This is a genomic window from Shewanella sp. 10N.286.51.B8 (assembly GCF_041469325.1).
Classification (GTDB): domain Bacteria; phylum Pseudomonadota; class Gammaproteobacteria; order Enterobacterales; family Shewanellaceae; genus Shewanella.
In genome coordinates this window covers 127033-143793 of record NZ_JBFRKG010000007.1, presented here as the reverse complement: position 1 = coordinate 143793, position 16761 = coordinate 127033, and the positions used below count along the sequence as shown (strand labels likewise).

At 42.8% G+C, this 16761-nt stretch carries 13 protein-coding genes; 2 read left to right on the top strand and 11 right to left on the bottom strand.

What is annotated here, in order from left to right; all coding sequences use genetic code 11:
• Positions 1-4: 4 nt before the first annotated feature.
• The 7 genes from carA to dnaK form a co-directional block, all read right to left on the bottom strand.
• Positions 5-1162, bottom strand: a complete 1158-nt coding sequence (gene carA, locus AB4160_RS03445) for a glutamine-hydrolyzing carbamoyl-phosphate synthase small subunit (RefSeq protein ID WP_102437921.1) — start codon at positions 1160-1162, stop codon at positions 5-7.
• Between the two features lie 182 nt (positions 1163-1344).
• On the bottom strand, positions 1345-2157 hold the full coding sequence (gene dapB, locus AB4160_RS03440; protein WP_102477157.1) for a 4-hydroxy-tetrahydrodipicolinate reductase: 813 nt from the start codon (positions 2155-2157) through the stop codon (positions 1345-1347).
• Positions 2158-2209: 52 nt separating this feature from the next.
• On the bottom strand, positions 2210-2824 hold the full coding sequence (locus AB4160_RS03435; protein ID WP_303445770.1) for an FKBP-type peptidyl-prolyl cis-trans isomerase: 615 nt from the start codon (positions 2822-2824) through the stop codon (positions 2210-2212).
• Between the two features lie 107 nt (positions 2825-2931).
• Complete coding sequence (locus AB4160_RS03430; protein WP_372003642.1) at positions 2932-3723, bottom strand: M48 family metallopeptidase; 792 nt, start codon at positions 3721-3723, stop codon at positions 2932-2934.
• Between the two features lie 124 nt (positions 3724-3847).
• On the bottom strand, positions 3848-5083 hold the full coding sequence (locus AB4160_RS03425; protein ID WP_372003640.1) for a DEAD/DEAH box helicase: 1236 nt from the start codon (positions 5081-5083) through the stop codon (positions 3848-3850).
• Between the two features lie 182 nt (positions 5084-5265).
• Positions 5266-6396, bottom strand: a complete 1131-nt coding sequence (gene dnaJ, locus AB4160_RS03420) for a molecular chaperone DnaJ (RefSeq protein WP_372003638.1) — start codon at positions 6394-6396, stop codon at positions 5266-5268.
• Between the two features lie 88 nt (positions 6397-6484).
• Complete coding sequence (gene dnaK, locus AB4160_RS03415) at positions 6485-8404, bottom strand: molecular chaperone DnaK (RefSeq protein ID WP_372003636.1); 1920 nt, start codon at positions 8402-8404, stop codon at positions 6485-6487.
• A gap of 290 nt (positions 8405-8694) precedes the next feature.
• Here dnaK and AB4160_RS03410 point away from each other — a divergent pair, with 290 nt between their 5' ends.
• Both AB4160_RS03410 and AB4160_RS03405 read left to right on the top strand, forming a co-directional pair.
• Positions 8695-9618, top strand: coding sequence for a DMT family transporter (locus AB4160_RS03410; RefSeq protein ID WP_372003634.1), 924 nt, complete (start codon positions 8695-8697; stop codon positions 9616-9618).
• A 146-nt stretch (positions 9619-9764) separates the two neighbouring features.
• Complete coding sequence (locus AB4160_RS03405) at positions 9765-10094, top strand: hypothetical protein (protein ID WP_241904024.1); 330 nt, start codon at positions 9765-9767, stop codon at positions 10092-10094.
• A 183-nt stretch (positions 10095-10277) separates the two neighbouring features.
• On the opposite strand, the gene AB4160_RS03400 is transcribed toward AB4160_RS03405, so the two are convergent.
• From AB4160_RS03400 to AB4160_RS03385, 4 genes are all read right to left on the bottom strand, one after another.
• Positions 10278-11546 carry a glutamate-5-semialdehyde dehydrogenase gene (locus AB4160_RS03400; RefSeq protein ID WP_102477152.1) on the bottom strand — a complete coding sequence of 423 codons (1269 nt, stop codon included), beginning with the start codon at positions 11544-11546 and terminating at the stop codon, positions 10278-10280.
• A gap of 16 nt (positions 11547-11562) precedes the next feature.
• Positions 11563-12675 (bottom strand): glutamate 5-kinase, encoded by a 1113-nt coding sequence (gene proB / locus AB4160_RS03395; protein ID WP_372003632.1) that lies wholly within the window; start codon positions 12673-12675, stop codon positions 11563-11565.
• A 244-nt stretch (positions 12676-12919) separates the two neighbouring features.
• Positions 12920-14209 (bottom strand): NCS2 family permease, encoded by a 1290-nt coding sequence (locus tag AB4160_RS03390; RefSeq protein WP_076542805.1) that lies wholly within the window; start codon positions 14207-14209, stop codon positions 12920-12922.
• An 830-nt stretch (positions 14210-15039) separates the two neighbouring features.
• Positions 15040-16581 (bottom strand): leucyl aminopeptidase family protein, encoded by a 1542-nt coding sequence (locus AB4160_RS03385; protein WP_372003630.1) that lies wholly within the window; start codon positions 16579-16581, stop codon positions 15040-15042.
• Positions 16582-16761 lie beyond the last annotated feature (180 nt).

Sequence of the window (16761 nt, the reverse complement as noted above, 5' to 3'; positions counted from 1 at the left end):
CTAACTATTTAGCGTTTTGACGATATTGTTCAATCAACTCAATAAAGTGATCAAACAGTGGTGACGCATCGGTCGGTCCAGGGCTTGCTTCTGGGTGACCTTGGAAACTAAACGCTGGCTTATCAGTAAGGTGAATACCTTGCAAAGACCCATCAAATAACGATTTGTGAGTCACTTTGATGTTTGCAGGCAACGTCGCTTCATCAGCAGCAAAACCGTGGTTTTGGCTGGTGATCATCACATTACCTTTTTCAATATTACTTACCGGGTGGTTAGCGCCATGATGACCAAACTTCATTTTCAAAGTTTTTGCCCCAGATGCTAATGCAAGTAATTGGTGACCAAGACAAATACCAAATACTGGGATTTCAGTTTTTAAAATTTCTTGGATAGCCGTAATCGCATAATCACATGGCTCTGGGTCGCCTGGGCCATTTGATAGGAAAATCCCATCAGGATTCATTGCTAATACTTCAGCTGCCGGTGTTTGTGCAGGGACAACAGTAACATCACAACCGCGGTCAACTAGCATGCGTAAAATATTGCGCTTGATACCATAATCAAAAGCAACAATTTTAAACTTAAGCTCTGACGCTGGAGTTTCGTCCGGTAAACCACCCACTAAGCGCCAAGTGCCTTTGCGCCATTGGTAGGTCGACTCTGTGGTCACTTCTTTAGCCAAATCCATGCCTTTCAAACCAGGGAATGCTTTGGCTGCTGCTAATGCTTTAGCTTCATCGATATCGCCGACCATAATACAACCGGCTTGGGCACCCTTTTCACGTAAAATACGAGTTAATTTACGGGTATCGATATCAGCGATACCAACAACATTATTCGCTTTTAAATAATCGCTTAAGGATTGTTGATTACGGAAGTTGCTAGCTAATAGAGGGAGATCTCGGATGATTAGACCACAGGCATGAACTGAATCAGATTCGGTATCTTCATCGTTTGTTCCGGTGTTACCAATGTGCGGGTAAGTCAAAGTGACAATCTGGCGAGAATATGACGGATCCGTTAAAATCTCTTGATAACCTGTCATTGAAGTATTAAATACAACTTCACCAACAGTTAGTCCATCGGCACCAATTGCTGTGCCAGAGAATACGGTTCCATCTTCGAGTACAAGTAAGGCAGACTGTGTCAACGTGACCTCCAAAAATAAGAGTCAAACCACTGAAATTATTTATTTTTAATTTCTACAGATTTACAAAATTACGAAAATTTGGCAAATTCCGGCGATTCTATATGAATTATGCATAAGCGTCTATGCTTGATTTATGTTTTTTTGGGAACAATATTTTCCCAAAAAAAAACCACCAACGGTGGTTTTTTTAAATATTAATTGAGTCCCAATACTTGCTGCATGTCATAAAGACCAGCATCTTGATCGGATAGCCAATAGGCGGCGCGCATTGCGCCATTTGCAAAGGTCATGCGACTGGTGGCTTTATGCGTTATTTCAACTCGCTCACCAATATCGGCAAACATCACCGTATGGTCGCCAACAATATCACCGGCACGAATAGTAGAAAAACCAATGGTATTTCTATCACGTTCGCCTGTCATACCTTCACGACCATATACAGCGCACTCTTCAAGATCCCGACCTAAAGTTTCAGCGATAACTTCGCCCATCTTTAATGCCGTCCCTGAAGGGGCGTCTTTCTTAAAGCGATGATGGCCTTCGGTGATTTCGATATCGGTATAATCACCCATTACTTTTGCCGTTAACTCTAATAGCTTTAGCGTTAAGTTAACGCCTACTGACATATTCGGTGCAAACACAACTGGTGTTTGCTCAGCATAAGCACCAATCATCTCTTTTTGAGCATGATTGAAACCAGTAGTACCAATCACAATCGCCTTATGGTTTTTAGCGCACCAATCAAGGTGAACTAGCGACGACTCTGGAGAGGTAAAATCAATTAATACATCAAAATGTTCTGATGCTATATCTAATGAATCTGTAATCGCGACATCCATAGTACCAACACCAGCAAGTTCACCAGCATCAACACCTATTAGTGTAGAACCAGTTCGCTCAATAGCAGCACCCAAATATATCACCTCATGTTGCTTTGCAGCTTCAATCAGTGTGCGACCCATACGGCCACTGGCACCAACAACGGCGACTCTTACTTTTGCAGTCATCTACTTTCTCCCAGTGATACAAAAACGCCTAAGTTAACTTAGGCGTTTTTCATTAAACGATTTCTAACAATTCGACTTCAAATACCAACGCCGAGAATGGCGGGATTGAAGCGCCAGCACCACGTTCGCCGTAAGCTAAGTGTTGTGGAACGAATAATTTAAGCTTAGTGCCAACAGGCATTAACTGAAGTGCTTCAGTCCAACCAGCGATAACACCAGAAACTGGGAATTCAGCAGGCTCGCCACGAGCTACAGAACTATCGAATACTTCACCATTGATGAATGTACCGTGGTAATGAGCACGAATAGTTGATTCAAGTGTTGGCTTTTCGCCTTCGCCTTGAGTAATTACTTCGTATTGAAGACCTGACTCAGTAACAATAATGTCTTCACGTTTAGCATTTTCTGCTAAGAAATTTTCACCTTCAGCAGATGCAGCTTCAGCAGCAGCTTCTTGAACAGCTTGTAAACGACGGCTGATTTCAGTGAAAGCAACTTGTAAGTCTTCCATCGCTACAGCACTTTCTTTACCAGCGAATGCATCAGCTAGACCAGCTTGTACAGCAGGGATATCGATGCCTTCGAAAGGGTTAGCAGCTAATTGCTCACCCATTTGACGACCTACACCGTAACTTGCTTGCTGTTCCATTGTGTTGAACTCTGACATATCGTATTTACTCTTAATTCATCGGTTAAAATTTGCGGGGCAGTTTACCACACTTTCGTTGCTGATGGGTGCTAATCTACCTCGATTATGACTATTTTTCAGTAGCCTTAATGACACTTGGCAAGCGTCTTCTTTAGAGCTGCTTGATACACTGGTGTCACTTTAGCTTGAAGGGCTTTTAAATCGGCAATACGTGTCGAATGAGATGGATGGGTTGAAAATAGCTCAGGGCCTTGTTCCCCACCGGCTTTGGCCATATTTTGCCAAAGAACAACACTTTTAGCAGGATTAAAGCCCGCTTTAGCCATTAACTCCAACCCTAGCTCATCTGACTCACTTTCTTGATCACGGCCAAAGGGTAATAAAATTCCCACTTGAGCCCCTAGCCCTAAGCCCGCCATATAAAGATCTTTGTTAGCAACGCCGCTAGCACCTAACGCGATATCAGCCATTTGCATACCGGCATTGGTCATTTGTGAACGCGAAACTTGCTCATTACCATGACTTGCTAACACATGGGCTACTTCATGACCTATTACTGTCGCTAATTGGTCTTGATCGCTCGCCACCTTAAGTAATCCTGTGTACACCCCAATATGACCACCCGGCAGGGCAAAAGCATTGATCTGATCTGAGTCAAATAACACCACTTCCCAGTTTAAGCTTTGATCGGGTAATACCGCAGTGATGCGATTGGCAACGCAGTTAACATAAGCCGTTTGCTGTTTATCGGTACTGATTTTTTCCGTTTTTTTCATCGCATCGAATGATTGCGCCCCCATTTGCGACATCTGAGCTTCGTCAAATAACAGCATTTGGCTGCGACCCGTTGGGGATTTATGGATGGCGCAACCAGACATAACCATGGTGGCGAATAGCCCCACTAAAACGGCTTTCATAATAATTATCCTTTTATTATTTTGTGAGTTCTCGCTATTTAACACTCAACTAATTGATTACAAATGAATCTATCTAGCGCTATTGTAAGTCATCTTGTGCTAATCAATCACTATAAACTGCATCTCACCTTGATGTTTTTTTGCCTTGAAAGTCCTTAATGCTGCGTTTTTTCTGGCTGCGGCGATTAGCTTGCTTATCTTTTTTAGGCCGTTGACTGTTACCTGAACTCGGTTTATCCGTCACAGGAAAGTCTGCTAACGACAGTGTCGGCAGCGCTCGCTCAGTTAAGGTTCTGATAGCTTGTAGTGCATCAGATTCACCATGACACACTAACGATAGCGCCAAACCATTAGCACCCGCCCTTGCTGTGCGGCCAATGCGGTGCACATACACTGCTGCGCTTGCGGGTAAATCCACATTAATAATCACAGGTAATGCATCAATGTCTATGCCACGGGCTAATACGTCAGTTGCTACCAGAACGGTAAGCTTATGGGTTTTGAAATCACTTAAGGTTTGAGTGCGGATGGCTTGCTCTTTGTCACCATGTAGCGCTGCAGCATTAACCCCTGCCTTAACTAGCTTTTTGGTTAGTGCATCAGCGCTATCTTTAGTATTACTAAACACCAACACTTGCTGCCAACCATGTTGCTTAATCAGTGCAATTAATGCCTGAGCTTTACTACCTTTATTAACTAAATAAAGCTGCTCTTCAATGTGCTCAACCACCGAATTGACTTTATCGGCTTCAATGCGGATCAAGTCATGTTTCAAAATCGCACTAACTTGTTTCGCTACCGTGTCATCTATGGTGGCTGAAAATAATAATGTCTGCTTATTAGCCGGCGTTTGCTGCACTATGGTTTCAATATCAGCCCAAAAGCCCATATCCAATAATCGGTCCGCTTCATCAAGTACTAATAACTTCAGTGCAGATAAAGACACATGTTCCAGCTTAATAAACTGCACTAGCCTTGCTGGGGTGGCGATAATGATTTGTGGCTGCGTTTTCAAATCAGTGACTTGCGCTTCAACATCAATGCCGCCACATAAAAGCTGCATCTTAATGCCTAAAGGCTTAGCAACCTGATTAAGCGTTTGATAAACCTGATTAGCCAGCTCACGAGTCGGCGCAATCACTAGCGCTTGAACATGCTCAGCTTTATCTAGATCAATAGCTTGCAGCATAGGCAAACCAAAGGCGTATGTTTTACCGCTCCCTGTTTGTGCTAAAGCCAATACATCTTTACCTGATAACACAGCAGGAATGGCCAGCGCTTGAATTTTAGTGGCCGCTGTTAACTGCTTAGGTAAAGCTGAGATAAGGCTTGGATTGAGGTTTAACTGTAAAAAAGACATCGAAATAGTGATCCAAAGAAGCAATGAGATGCAGTCTACCGCACACTGACGTCATTGTCTTAAGCTGTGTTTGTTTAATAGCCTGCAAAGTGCTTTAAAAACTTGCCAATAAAAAAGGCTAATTACTTTGCAGTAATTAACCTTTTAATCGACTCGCTAATAGCTAAATTTAATAAATAAATTTAGCTATTTAAATCGTGAAAAAACTTTTTTACGCCATCAAAGAACCCTTCAGCTTTAGGGCTGTGCTTCTTTGATTCGCCAGTTAAGGTCGCTTCAAACTCACGCAGTAGCTCTTTTTGCTTCTCGTTAAGTTTAACTGGTGTTTCCATGACGACTTTACATAGTAAGTCACCAACGGCGTGGCTACGAACTGATTTAACACCTTTACCGCGCAAACGGAACATACGGCCAGTTTGGCTTTCTGCAGGTATTTTCAAGTTCACTTTACCATCAAGTGTAGGCACTTCAATTTCGCCACCTAATGCAGCTTTGCTGAATGAAATTGGCACTTCACAGTACAGGTTGTTACCGTCACGAACAAAAATATTATGTTCACGAACACTCACCTGTACATATAAATCACCCGGAGGCGCACCAAACTCACCCGCTTCACCTTCACCGGTTAAGCGAACGCGATCGCCAGTATCGACACCCGCAGGTATTTTAACTGATAGGGTTTTGCTCTTTTCAACACGGCCTTCACCATGACACTTCTTACAAGGATCTTTAATGATCTTGCCGCGACCATGACAGGTAGGACACGCCTGCTGAACAGCAAAGAAACCTTGACGCATTTGTACTTGGCCTTGGCCATGACAGGTGCCACAAGTGGTTGCTGACGAGCCTTTATTAGCGCCGCTACCATCACAGCTATCACACGATGCTAACGTAGGAATACGTAACTCTTTAGTAAGACCACGTACCGCTTCTTCAAGTGATAACTCTAAGTTGTAACGTAAGTCACTACCGCGAGCTGCTTGACGTTGTCCACCGCCACGACGACCGCCGCCAAAGATATCGCCAAACACGTCGCCAAAGATATCACCGAAATCACCGCCGCCACCTTGACCGCCGCCACGATTAGGATCAACGCCAGCATGACCAAATTGATCATAGGCCGCTTTCTTATTCGCGTCAGTTAGGATTTCGTAAGCTTCTTTAGCTTCTTTAAAGTTAACTTCAGCTTCTTTATCGCCAGGGTTACGATCTGGATGAAATTTCATCGCTAAACGTTTGTAGGCTTTTTTGATTTCTCGTTCACTCGCATCGCGTCCGACACTTAGAACTTCGTAATAATCTCGCTTTGACATAATCTCAGTTTTCTCAAGCAGGTATTGTGCGAACGGGCGTTAGAGATTTCTCTCAACGCCCGCCTGAAAGTTAACTAACTAAATTAGCTTACTTTTTGTCGTCTTTTACTTCTTCAAACTCAGCATCAACAACGTCATCTTCAGGCTTAGCTTCTTGCGCATCTTGTGCTGGAGCTTCACCTTGTTGCGCTTGTGCTTTCGCTTGAGCAATTTCCATTAATTTAGCAGATGCTTCCATTAATGCTTGAGTTGCTGTATCAATTGCTTCTTTGTCATTACCTTTACTCGCGGTATCAACGTCAGCCATTGCTGCTTCAATTTTCTCTTTGTCTTCAGCTGGTAATGCTTCACCCGCTTCTTCGATTTGCTTCTTAGTTGCGTGAACCATGCCATCAGCTTGGTTACGCGCAGTCACTAGCTCTTCGAATTTAGCATCTTCATCAGCGTGTGCTTCTGCATCACGAACCATTTGCTCTACTTCTTCGTCACTTAGACCAGAGTTAGCTTTAATAGTGATGTTTTGCGCTTTACCAGTTTTCTTATCAGTCGCTGATACGTTTAAGATACCATCAGCATCGATGTCGAAAGATACTTCAACTTGTGGCATGCCACGTGGAGCTGGCTCAATACCTTCTAGGTTAAATTGACCTAAAGATTTGTTGTAGCTAGCTTGCTTACGCTCACCTTGAAGTACGTGAATTGTTACTGCACTTTGGTTATCTTCAGCAGTTGAGAACGTTTGACTCGCTTTAGTCGGGATAGTGGTGTTCTTCTCGATAAGCTTAGTCATTACGCTACCCATGGTTTCGATACCAAATGATAGTGGTGTAACGTCAAGTAGCAATACGTCTTTCACGTCGCCAGAAAGTACACCAGCTTGAATTGCTGCGCCTACGGCTACGGCTTCATCTGGGTTAACGTCTTTACGTGGCTCTTTACCGAAGAAGTCAGTTACTGCAGCCTGTACTTTAGGCATACGAGTTTGACCACCAACTAAAATCACTTCGTTGATGTCTGAAACAGATAAGTCTGCATCAGCTAGCGCAACTTTTAATGGCTCTAAAGAACGTTGGATTAAGTCGTCAACTAAAGACTCTAACTTAGCACGAGTGATTTTAACCACTAAATGCTTAGGACCTGTTGCATCAGCAGTGATGTAAGGCAGGTTAACTTCAGTTTGTGTTGTGCTTGAAAGTTCAATTTTCGCTTTTTCTGCAGCTTCTTTAACACGTTGCATTGCTAGCGGGTCGTTACGTAAGTCTAGACCTTGCTCTTTTTTGAACTCATCAGCTAAATAGTTAATTAGACGGTTATCGAAATCTTCACCACCTAAATGAGTATCACCGTTAGTAGCAAGTACTTCGAAAGTTTGGTCACCATCGTTGCTATCAATTTCAATGATAGAGATATCAAAAGTACCACCACCTAAATCGTATACTGCAACAACGTTGTCGCCTTGTTTTTTGTCGATACCGTAAGCTAGTGCAGCAGCAGTTGGCTCGTTGATGATACGTTTAACATCAAGACCAGCAATACGACCAGCATCTTTAGTTGCTTGACGTTGTGAATCATTAAAGTATGCAGGAACAGTAATAACCGCTTCTGTTACTTCTTCACCCAAGAAATCTTCAGCTGTTTTCTTCATCTTTTTCAAGATTTCAGCAGATACTTGTGGTGGTGCCATTTTCTTGCCGTGAGCTTCAACCCATGCGTCACCATTGTCAGTACCAATGATTTTGAAAGGCATGATGTCAACATCACGTTGAACTTCGTCATCTTTAAAACGACGACCGATTAAACGCTTAATCGCGAAAAAAGTATTTGTTGGGTTTGTAACTGCTTGACGCTTAGCAGGTGAGCCTACTAATGTTTCGTCATCGGTATATGCGATGATAGATGCTGTTGTACGTTCGCCTTCAGCATTCTCGATTACGCGAGCAGTACCGCCATCAAGGACAGCCACACAAGAGTTAGTTGTGCCTAAGTCAATACCAATAATTTTGCCCATGAGGATCTCCGAAATATAAAATTTTAATGTAACTAATTTGATTATGTTTGTTGATATGGGGTCAGGAATTGATTTTTCAAGTCCTAATTTTTGCCTCTCATATCAGCCTTACTGCATATATTGGGACAGCTAACTAAAATACAAGGGCTGATCAAAAAAATTATTAAAAATATCTTAAGTAAATATGCCGTGACCTCATTTTGTATATTGCATACAATCTGTCCATACTTGCTTGCTTTGCTAATCCACCCCTTGGATATTATGCATAATTACTATTATTAGGAATGATTTTGTCAAACACTTCTCTTGCCTATGCCTATGGTTTAGTTGCCGTTTTACTTTGGTCGACAGTCGCGACTGCATTTAAAGTCGCGCTAAGTTTTTATACACCCTTACAATTGGTATTTGTTGCAGTGCTCACCTCTATTATTGCATTGAGTGTGATTATCCTATGGCAAAGAAAGCACACATTAATGCTGCGACAATTTAAACGTCGCCCAGGATTTTATTTGCTTAGCGGTATTCTGAATCCGTTTCTTTATTACTTTGTGCTTTTTGAAGCTTACGATTTGCTTCCAGCTCAACAAGCCTTATCCCTTAATTACACTTGGGCGATTTTATTGCCCATTTTAGCTGTCCCTTTGCTGGGTCATAAGCTCACAAAGGTTGATGTCATTGCCGCGCTGATTGCCTATAGCGGCGTTTACATTATCGCAACCGGCGGCAATATCAGCGCATTTAACTTTGATAGCCCTAAAGGGATTGCTTTTGTATTAAGCAGTACGGTGATTTGGTGCTTATATTGGGTAACCAATACCAAGGATGACGGCGATGCCACTGTAAGCTTATTACTTAGCTTTTTAATTGGTTTACCTTTAGTGACTATTGCCATGCTAATCCATCAACCCATAAGCGACTTTAGTTGGCAAGCGCTAACTGCTGGAGTGTATGTGGGGCTATTTGAAATGGGTATCACCTTTGTTTTATGGCTTATGGCACTTAAAAGCACCGAGAAAACCTCTAACATCACCACGCTTGTATTTTTAACCCCTGTGCTGTCTGTTGGGTTTATCGCGCTAATCTTAAAAGAGCAAATCGCCAGCAGTACCTATATTGGTCTATGCTTTATTTTAACGGGGTTAATATTGCAAAAGGTAATCCCACAGCTGTTGAGAAAATCCAGTTTAAAGATCAGCCATAAGCATAATAAGTAGCAGTGGTTAAAGCATTTTACGATATTTAAACGATTAAAATTTAAACTTTATTGTCAACATGGCAGTTAGTTGCTATTAATAAGGTGTGCAGTTAATACGGTGTACAAGATACAAAGGATGCTTCAAGGAGGAGATTGGCAATGGGAATGCCGAGATGGAATTTAAGTGACACCACAGAAAATAAAATTCGCAGCTATAGCTTAATGCTTACCGCGGCTATTATGCTTTATGAATATCTCAACGGTGATATCTCAACCCAATACCCCGCCATGTATATATGTATTTTTGTTTTTCCTGCGGTCTACTTCACTAATAGCATACAAGAAAAGTACTTCCCGCTTATCATGGAGTATGTTCAAGCAGCTAGGCTTGTAAGCATATTTATGACGCTGAGCAGCTTTTTGATTTGGTGTTACACCACTTATATACGTTTATCTACTCCTGCGATTTCCAGCCATGGGCTATACCTGCAATAATCCTATAACGGCAATAACCTCTGGCGACAATAACCTCTAGCGGCACATTTCAAAGCTGCTGCTATTTCAGTGCTCAAAAAAACAAAAAAAGCACCGAGGTGCTTTTTAAGTTTTAAGCGCAAATCAAGTCAGTTTGTCACTCACAGCATCGTCAGCTTCAAATCTGGCTTGGGTTAGTTTATTTTAGCTGCGAGAAGTATAATCACCAGTTGCCAACCACTTATAAGTCGTTAGTGCATCAAGAGCCATTGGTCCGCGAGCATGTAGCTTTTGGGTACTGACCGCCACTTCAGCCCCTAAACCAAATTGCGAGCCATCCGTAAAACGGGTGCTGGCATTGACATATACCGCTGCTGAGTCTACTTGATTCATAAAGTGGCAGGTCGCATTAATATCGTCAGATAAAATCGCTTCAGAGTGACCGCTAGAGTGTTGACGAATATGGGTAATCGCTTGGTCAATATCAGTCACAATCTTAACCCCAAGTGTTAATGACAACCACTCAGTACTGAAGGTTTCATCCGTTGCAGGATGAATATCAAACTGACTTGCTGCAAATAACTGCTGCGTTTTTTCACAAGTATAAAAACTCACGCCTAATGCCGACATCTGCGTAAACAAATCTGCTAAAAACTCAGCCGCAACAGCTTCGTGAACCAGTAAGGTATCTAAGGCATTACACACTGTTGGACGCTGCACTTTTGCATTAATGATCACCTCAGCACTGCGAGATAAATCCGCTGATTTATCAAGGTATAAATGACAAATACCAATGCCGCCTAAAATCACCGGAATAGTGGCTTTTTCAGCGCAAAGGCGTTGTAAGGTTTGGCCGCCGCGAGGAATAATCATATCCACATATTGGTCAAGGCGCAGTAAGCCAGTCACTAAGTCGCGATCGGTAGAGTTAATCAGCTGCACAGCATCTTCAGGTAAACCTTGTAATGTCAGCGCTGTGCGGATCACCTCACTTAAAACTTTATTTGAGGTTAAGGTTTCTTTACCGCCACGAAGGATCACTGCATTACCGGTTTTTAGTGCTAGTACGGCAATATCAACAGTGACGTTAGGGCGTGCTTCGTAAATCACCCCAACAACTCCCAGTGGCACTTTGCGTTGAGTTAAACGTAAACCGTTATCTAATAACTGGCTAGCTGATTCACTGCCCACAGGATCGGCAAGATTAATCACATTTTCAATATCAGCAATAATGCCAGCTAATCGCTCGCTATCTAGCAATAATCTATCGATCATCGCATCGGTTAAACCATTGGCTCTTGCTGCCTGCACGTCTTGGTCGTTCGCCGCTAAAATCGCTTCGGTATTTAGCGTTAGTTGCTCGCTAATACAACGAAGCAAAGCGTTTTTGTTTTGGCTCGATAAATTAGCAAGGGCAAAGCTTGCTGCTTTTGCTTGCTTACCTAGCGTGGTTAAATATTGCTGCTGTGACATGTTTTCGTCCTTTAATTTATTCACTATCTAGTACCACCATGTCATTACGATGTATTGCTGCTACGCCGTAATCATAGCCAAGTAATGTTTCAATCTCGTTGGAGTGCTTTCCTGCAATTATCGTTAATGCTTTAGCACAATAACGGCTCATGCCTTTAGCAAGCACGTGACCTGATTTATCGGCAATCAACACAGTTGCGCCACGTTCAAATTGCCCTTCTACGCTGACAATCCCTTTAGGCAATAAGCTGCGACCATTTTCAACGACCGCTTTACAGGCGCCATCATCTAATATCAGCCGCCCTTCTGTTGCAGGGCCAGCTAAAATCCATTGTTTTCGGCTTTCAAGGGGATTTTTAGTGACACTAAAATGAGTGCCGACCGATTCTTTACTGACTACTTGTGAAATCACATTAGGCAAATGACCTGAAGCAATGACCACTTCAACACCTGCTCGCCTAGCCACATCGGCCGCTTCTAACTTAGTCGCCATGCCGCCAGTGCCTAAACCTGAAACTGCGCCACCCGCTAACAAGCGTAAGTTATCATCAATATTGACCACTGAAGTAATTAACTTGGCATCGGGGTTATTGCGTGGATCGGCATCAAATAAGCCGATTTGATCAGTCAATAACACTAATAAGTCAGCATCACATAATAATGCGGCCCTAGCTGATAAATTGTCATTGTCGCCCACTTTAATTTCATTGGTGGCAACGGCATCATTTTCATTAATAATCGGAACAATATTATTATCTAACAATGCATTGAGTGTATCTCGAGCATTTAGATAGCGTTCACGATCATGTAAGTCGGCGCGGGTTAACAATAATTGCCCCACGTGCAAACCATAAATACTGAACAGTTCTGACCAAGCTAAAATAAGCTGACTTTGACCCACGGCGGCTAATAATTGTTTATTGGGCATAGTATCGGGCAATACGGGGTATTGCAGATGTTCGCGACCAGCCGCTATTGCGCCAGATGTGCACAATACAACTTCAATACCTGAACGCACAAGCACAGACATTTGTCTGGCCAGTTCCACCATATGTGCTTTATCGAGCTTGTTACTGCCCGAAGTTAAGACACTGGTACCTAATTTTACGACGACCCGCTTGTAAGTCATGACTGCCTTTTCAAACTCAAAAATATTGACTGAAATATTTTTATACCTAATTCAGCGAATAATTCATAGTAAAGCCCATAATTGAGTAAACAAATACTATATTTATTTGTTATACAGCATAAAAAAGGGCTATGCATTGCATAACCCTTAACAAAAATCACTAATCTATCATTGCTGCTTAATTACAGCTTGATAACCCACACATGAGCTTACTCAGCAGGTGTTATGGCGAGCAAAGCCAAGGTTAACCCCAAATAAACTTAGCTAAAAATAGTGCCGCAATAAACAAGATACCAAGATTTAACTCTTTAAAACGGCCAGTAAGTAGTTTAATCACCGCATAAGAGATAAAACCAAACCCTATGGCATTAGCAATTGAAAAGGTTAATGGCATCAATAAACACACAATGACCACAGGCGCCGCTTCTGTTAAGTCTTCCCACTCAACATTGACTAAGCCAGACATCATCAAAATCGCCACATAAAACAAGGCGCCACTGGTAGCATAAGCGGGTACCATGCCGGCAAGTGGGGCAAAAAATAATGCAGCAATAAACAACAAACCGACGACAACAGCGGTTAAGCCAGTACGGCCACCGGCGCTAACGCCTGCCGTGCTTTCAATATAACTAGTGGTCGTTGATGTTCCTAACGTCGCCCCTGCGATGGTGGCTAAGCTGTCTGCACTTAAGGCGCGTTTCACTCTTGGTAAACGCCCTTGTTCATCTAAAAATCCGCCACGCTGCGCGACTGCAACCAAGGTGCCTGAGGTATCAAATAAATCCACAAACAAGAAGGCAAATATCACTGAAATCATACTGATTTCAAGCACTGCGGATAAATCCATTTTCATGAATGTCGGTGCTATCGATGGTGGCATCGACATAACGCCGTTATAACTCACTTCACCAGCTAACAATGCAATGGCTGTGACAATGAAAATACTTAATATCACCGCCGCTTTGTAGCCACGCTGTACCATAGCAATGATCAAGAAAAACCCCACCGCAGCCATCACAGCTGAGAATGAAGTGATATCCCCCATAGTGACTAATGTTGCCGGACTTGCCACCACAATACCGGCGCTTTTAAGGCCAATAAAGGCCAAGAACAAACCGATACCCGCGGCAATACCTAATCGCAGACTCATTGGAATACTGTTAACTATCCATTCTCTAATTTTCACCAAAGATAAAATTAAGAAACAAATACCAGACATAAATACTGCGCCAAGTGCAGTTTCCCAGCTATAGCCCATTTCGCCGACAACGGTATAAGTGAAGAAAGCATTAAGCCCCATACCCGGCGCTAATGCGATGGGGTAATTGGCCACTAAGCCCATCACTAAACAGCCCACTGCCGCGGCTAAACAAGTGGCCACAAACACTGCACCATGATCCATGCCGGCATCAGCTAACATCATAGGGTTAACAAAAATAATGTAAGCCATGGTGAGAAAGGTAGTGAGACCCGCGACAACTTCTTGTTTTAAATTCGTTTGATTATCTTTGAGTTTAAACAGTTTCTCTAACATGAAGCCTTGTTCCTTGAAAAGGGGGTGTAATTGGCTGCTATAGCCGCTACTGGCTAATTACAGTCAAAATCAGAGGTGAATTAATTCGTTCGGATTATAGGTACTTATAAGGTTTATAGCCATGTTAGATAACTAAACACTTATATTCGTATGAAAGACAATTTAACTCAATGAAAAGCCAGTGGTTGATAAATTTCAGGCAAAAAAAATGCCTACTCAAAAGAGTAGGCAGACAAGTTAAAAGTTTTCCGTATGGGGAGAGGAAAACTGCATCACAATTAAGTGATAAAACTTAAAAAGTAAATTGGCAATAGAGAACCAATTTACTTGTTGTCTAAAACCGCCCAAAGGCGACAGAAAAAAGGGTTGATACGGTAAATCAATGAATAAGGAGGGTTAGCCCTTAAACGTCATGGCATAAATGCCAAAAGACAGAACAGCTGGATTTAACCAAGTGCCTTGTCCATAAATAGTATAGCTGTCTGTAGAAGACATAATCATACTCCAAATAAAGTTGCGAAAACCTAGTCTTGCTTGGCTCGGTTCCTTGGAACAAACTTTTCTCAATCCATTGAGACAACTCATCACTCGATTCCTTGGAGACTATATCCATCCTGGATTAACTAGAATTGGAAAGCACCGTCGCTGTCCAACGAGAGGAATAATACCAAAGTGTAATTTTATTACAAGTATTAATTTAATTATTTTATATTTCAATCAAAAAATGAAATAAAAGCACACTTGTATGACAAACTAAGAATTTAGAGTTCTCATTAGCAAACAATCAACCACTAAATAGCACAATATATAGTGGTTGAGCAAAAAACAAACTACACATTGCCGCCCAAAACGCTTTGTAATAAAGTTACCAAAGGCGAGGCTGTGGGTTTCCCATACAAACTATGGCCTTCTGTGGCACTACCGGCAATATCAAGATGCGCAAAAGGCAATGGCATGGCAGAGCCTGTGCCATGTTGGCCCAAGCCTGAAGCATTAATTAAAAATGCTGCGGGATATTGATGGCCTCTGGCAGTAATGGCAGAAGGGCCGTTATTAGATGACAATAACTCCCCTTGGCCAGAGATATTATGTACCTTGGCAAAATCATCATGACGCAAGCTAGATAACTCAAATGGTTCGCCCCATTGCTCAGCAATGCCAGCTAGGGTGTGACCCATACCAGCTTGTTGTGCCACTTTGTTCTCGACTAGTGCGGTATAGCCGCCATAACAGCGCACCACATGGCCGGTTAAGGTTGCCACAGAAAATAGTTGCGGCTTAATTGCTGTCATTGCCTGAAGTCTTAAGTGAGATAATAAGTCTGCCAGCACTAAGCGCCCTTCGGCATCAGTATTACCAATACGCACTCTAACACCGCCATGGCTGGTAATGATTTCATCAGGAACAAAGGCATCGCTGCCAATACTGTTTCGCACCAAACCTAACTCTGCTATCACTCTAATGCCTTTGGGCTTTAAGATAGATAAGGTTTTCATTAAGCCTGCCACCGCTGCAGCGCCGCCTTTATCTCGGCTCATACCCGCCATGCCACCGGCGACTTTAATATCTGCGCCGCCAGTATCGTAAATAACTCCTTTACCAGCAAACAAGTAGGTGCGATCAATGGCGCCCTCTGCCACATATTCCAGTTTAACCACGCGAGGTTGATGCCGAGGCACATTAAATGAGGCTCTCCCTACTGCGCAAAGCAGCGGGTAATCGCGCTCTAACTCTTCACGTTCTTCAATGACTCTGATTGCTAAACCACTGTCTTTTAGCGCCTCAACGCAATAATCAGCAAATGCTGGCGCCGCCATTCTTTCTGGCTCAGTGCCGCATAGATCCCTTGCCAAAATCTTACCGGCTTCGACAGCATTGAGCAGGCCACTGCAATTGTCGCTGCCAAGCAAACCAATGGCGCTAAATGCTGGGGTAATTGCTGTGGCTTCTCGCAGCTCCAGTGATTGCCATAGTTCCTGACCACAGGCAAGTGCAGCAACCTGTTTAGCAAATTGATAGCGCTTATCTTGGCTGGTTTCTACCACCAACAGCGGTTGTTTTGCTCCCGCAGCCTTAGCAATAACAACGCCTTCTCTAGCTGCTTTGGCAAACACACTCACATCACTGTATTCATTAGTGGCATTAACAACTGGGGCGACAATCAGTCTGCCACCCGCAAGTCCGGGCGCCAGTAACAATGTTGCCGACTGACCAATGCGCTGATCGATTTGTTTCGCATGCTTGGCGAGTATTTTTATTTCATCTTGGGCAATGGCGGCTAAATCGGTGGCGACTACCACTACGGCGTCCCAGCCATGGCCTTCAAAAATGGCTTGATCATTTGCTACATCAACGATATTGACTTGAAACATGGGGCATCCTTTTTAAATAGATTGTTATTATTGCTTGCTAATCAGTAATTTCAGGTGCTGAATCACAAATCATAACGACCAATGGTGGTTAAAGTATATAAGCTTAGCTTTACGATAGAGTTAAAATATATTTACAAAAATTAATTTAACCCAGCCTCTCTACTTGCTCTAGGTCACTAC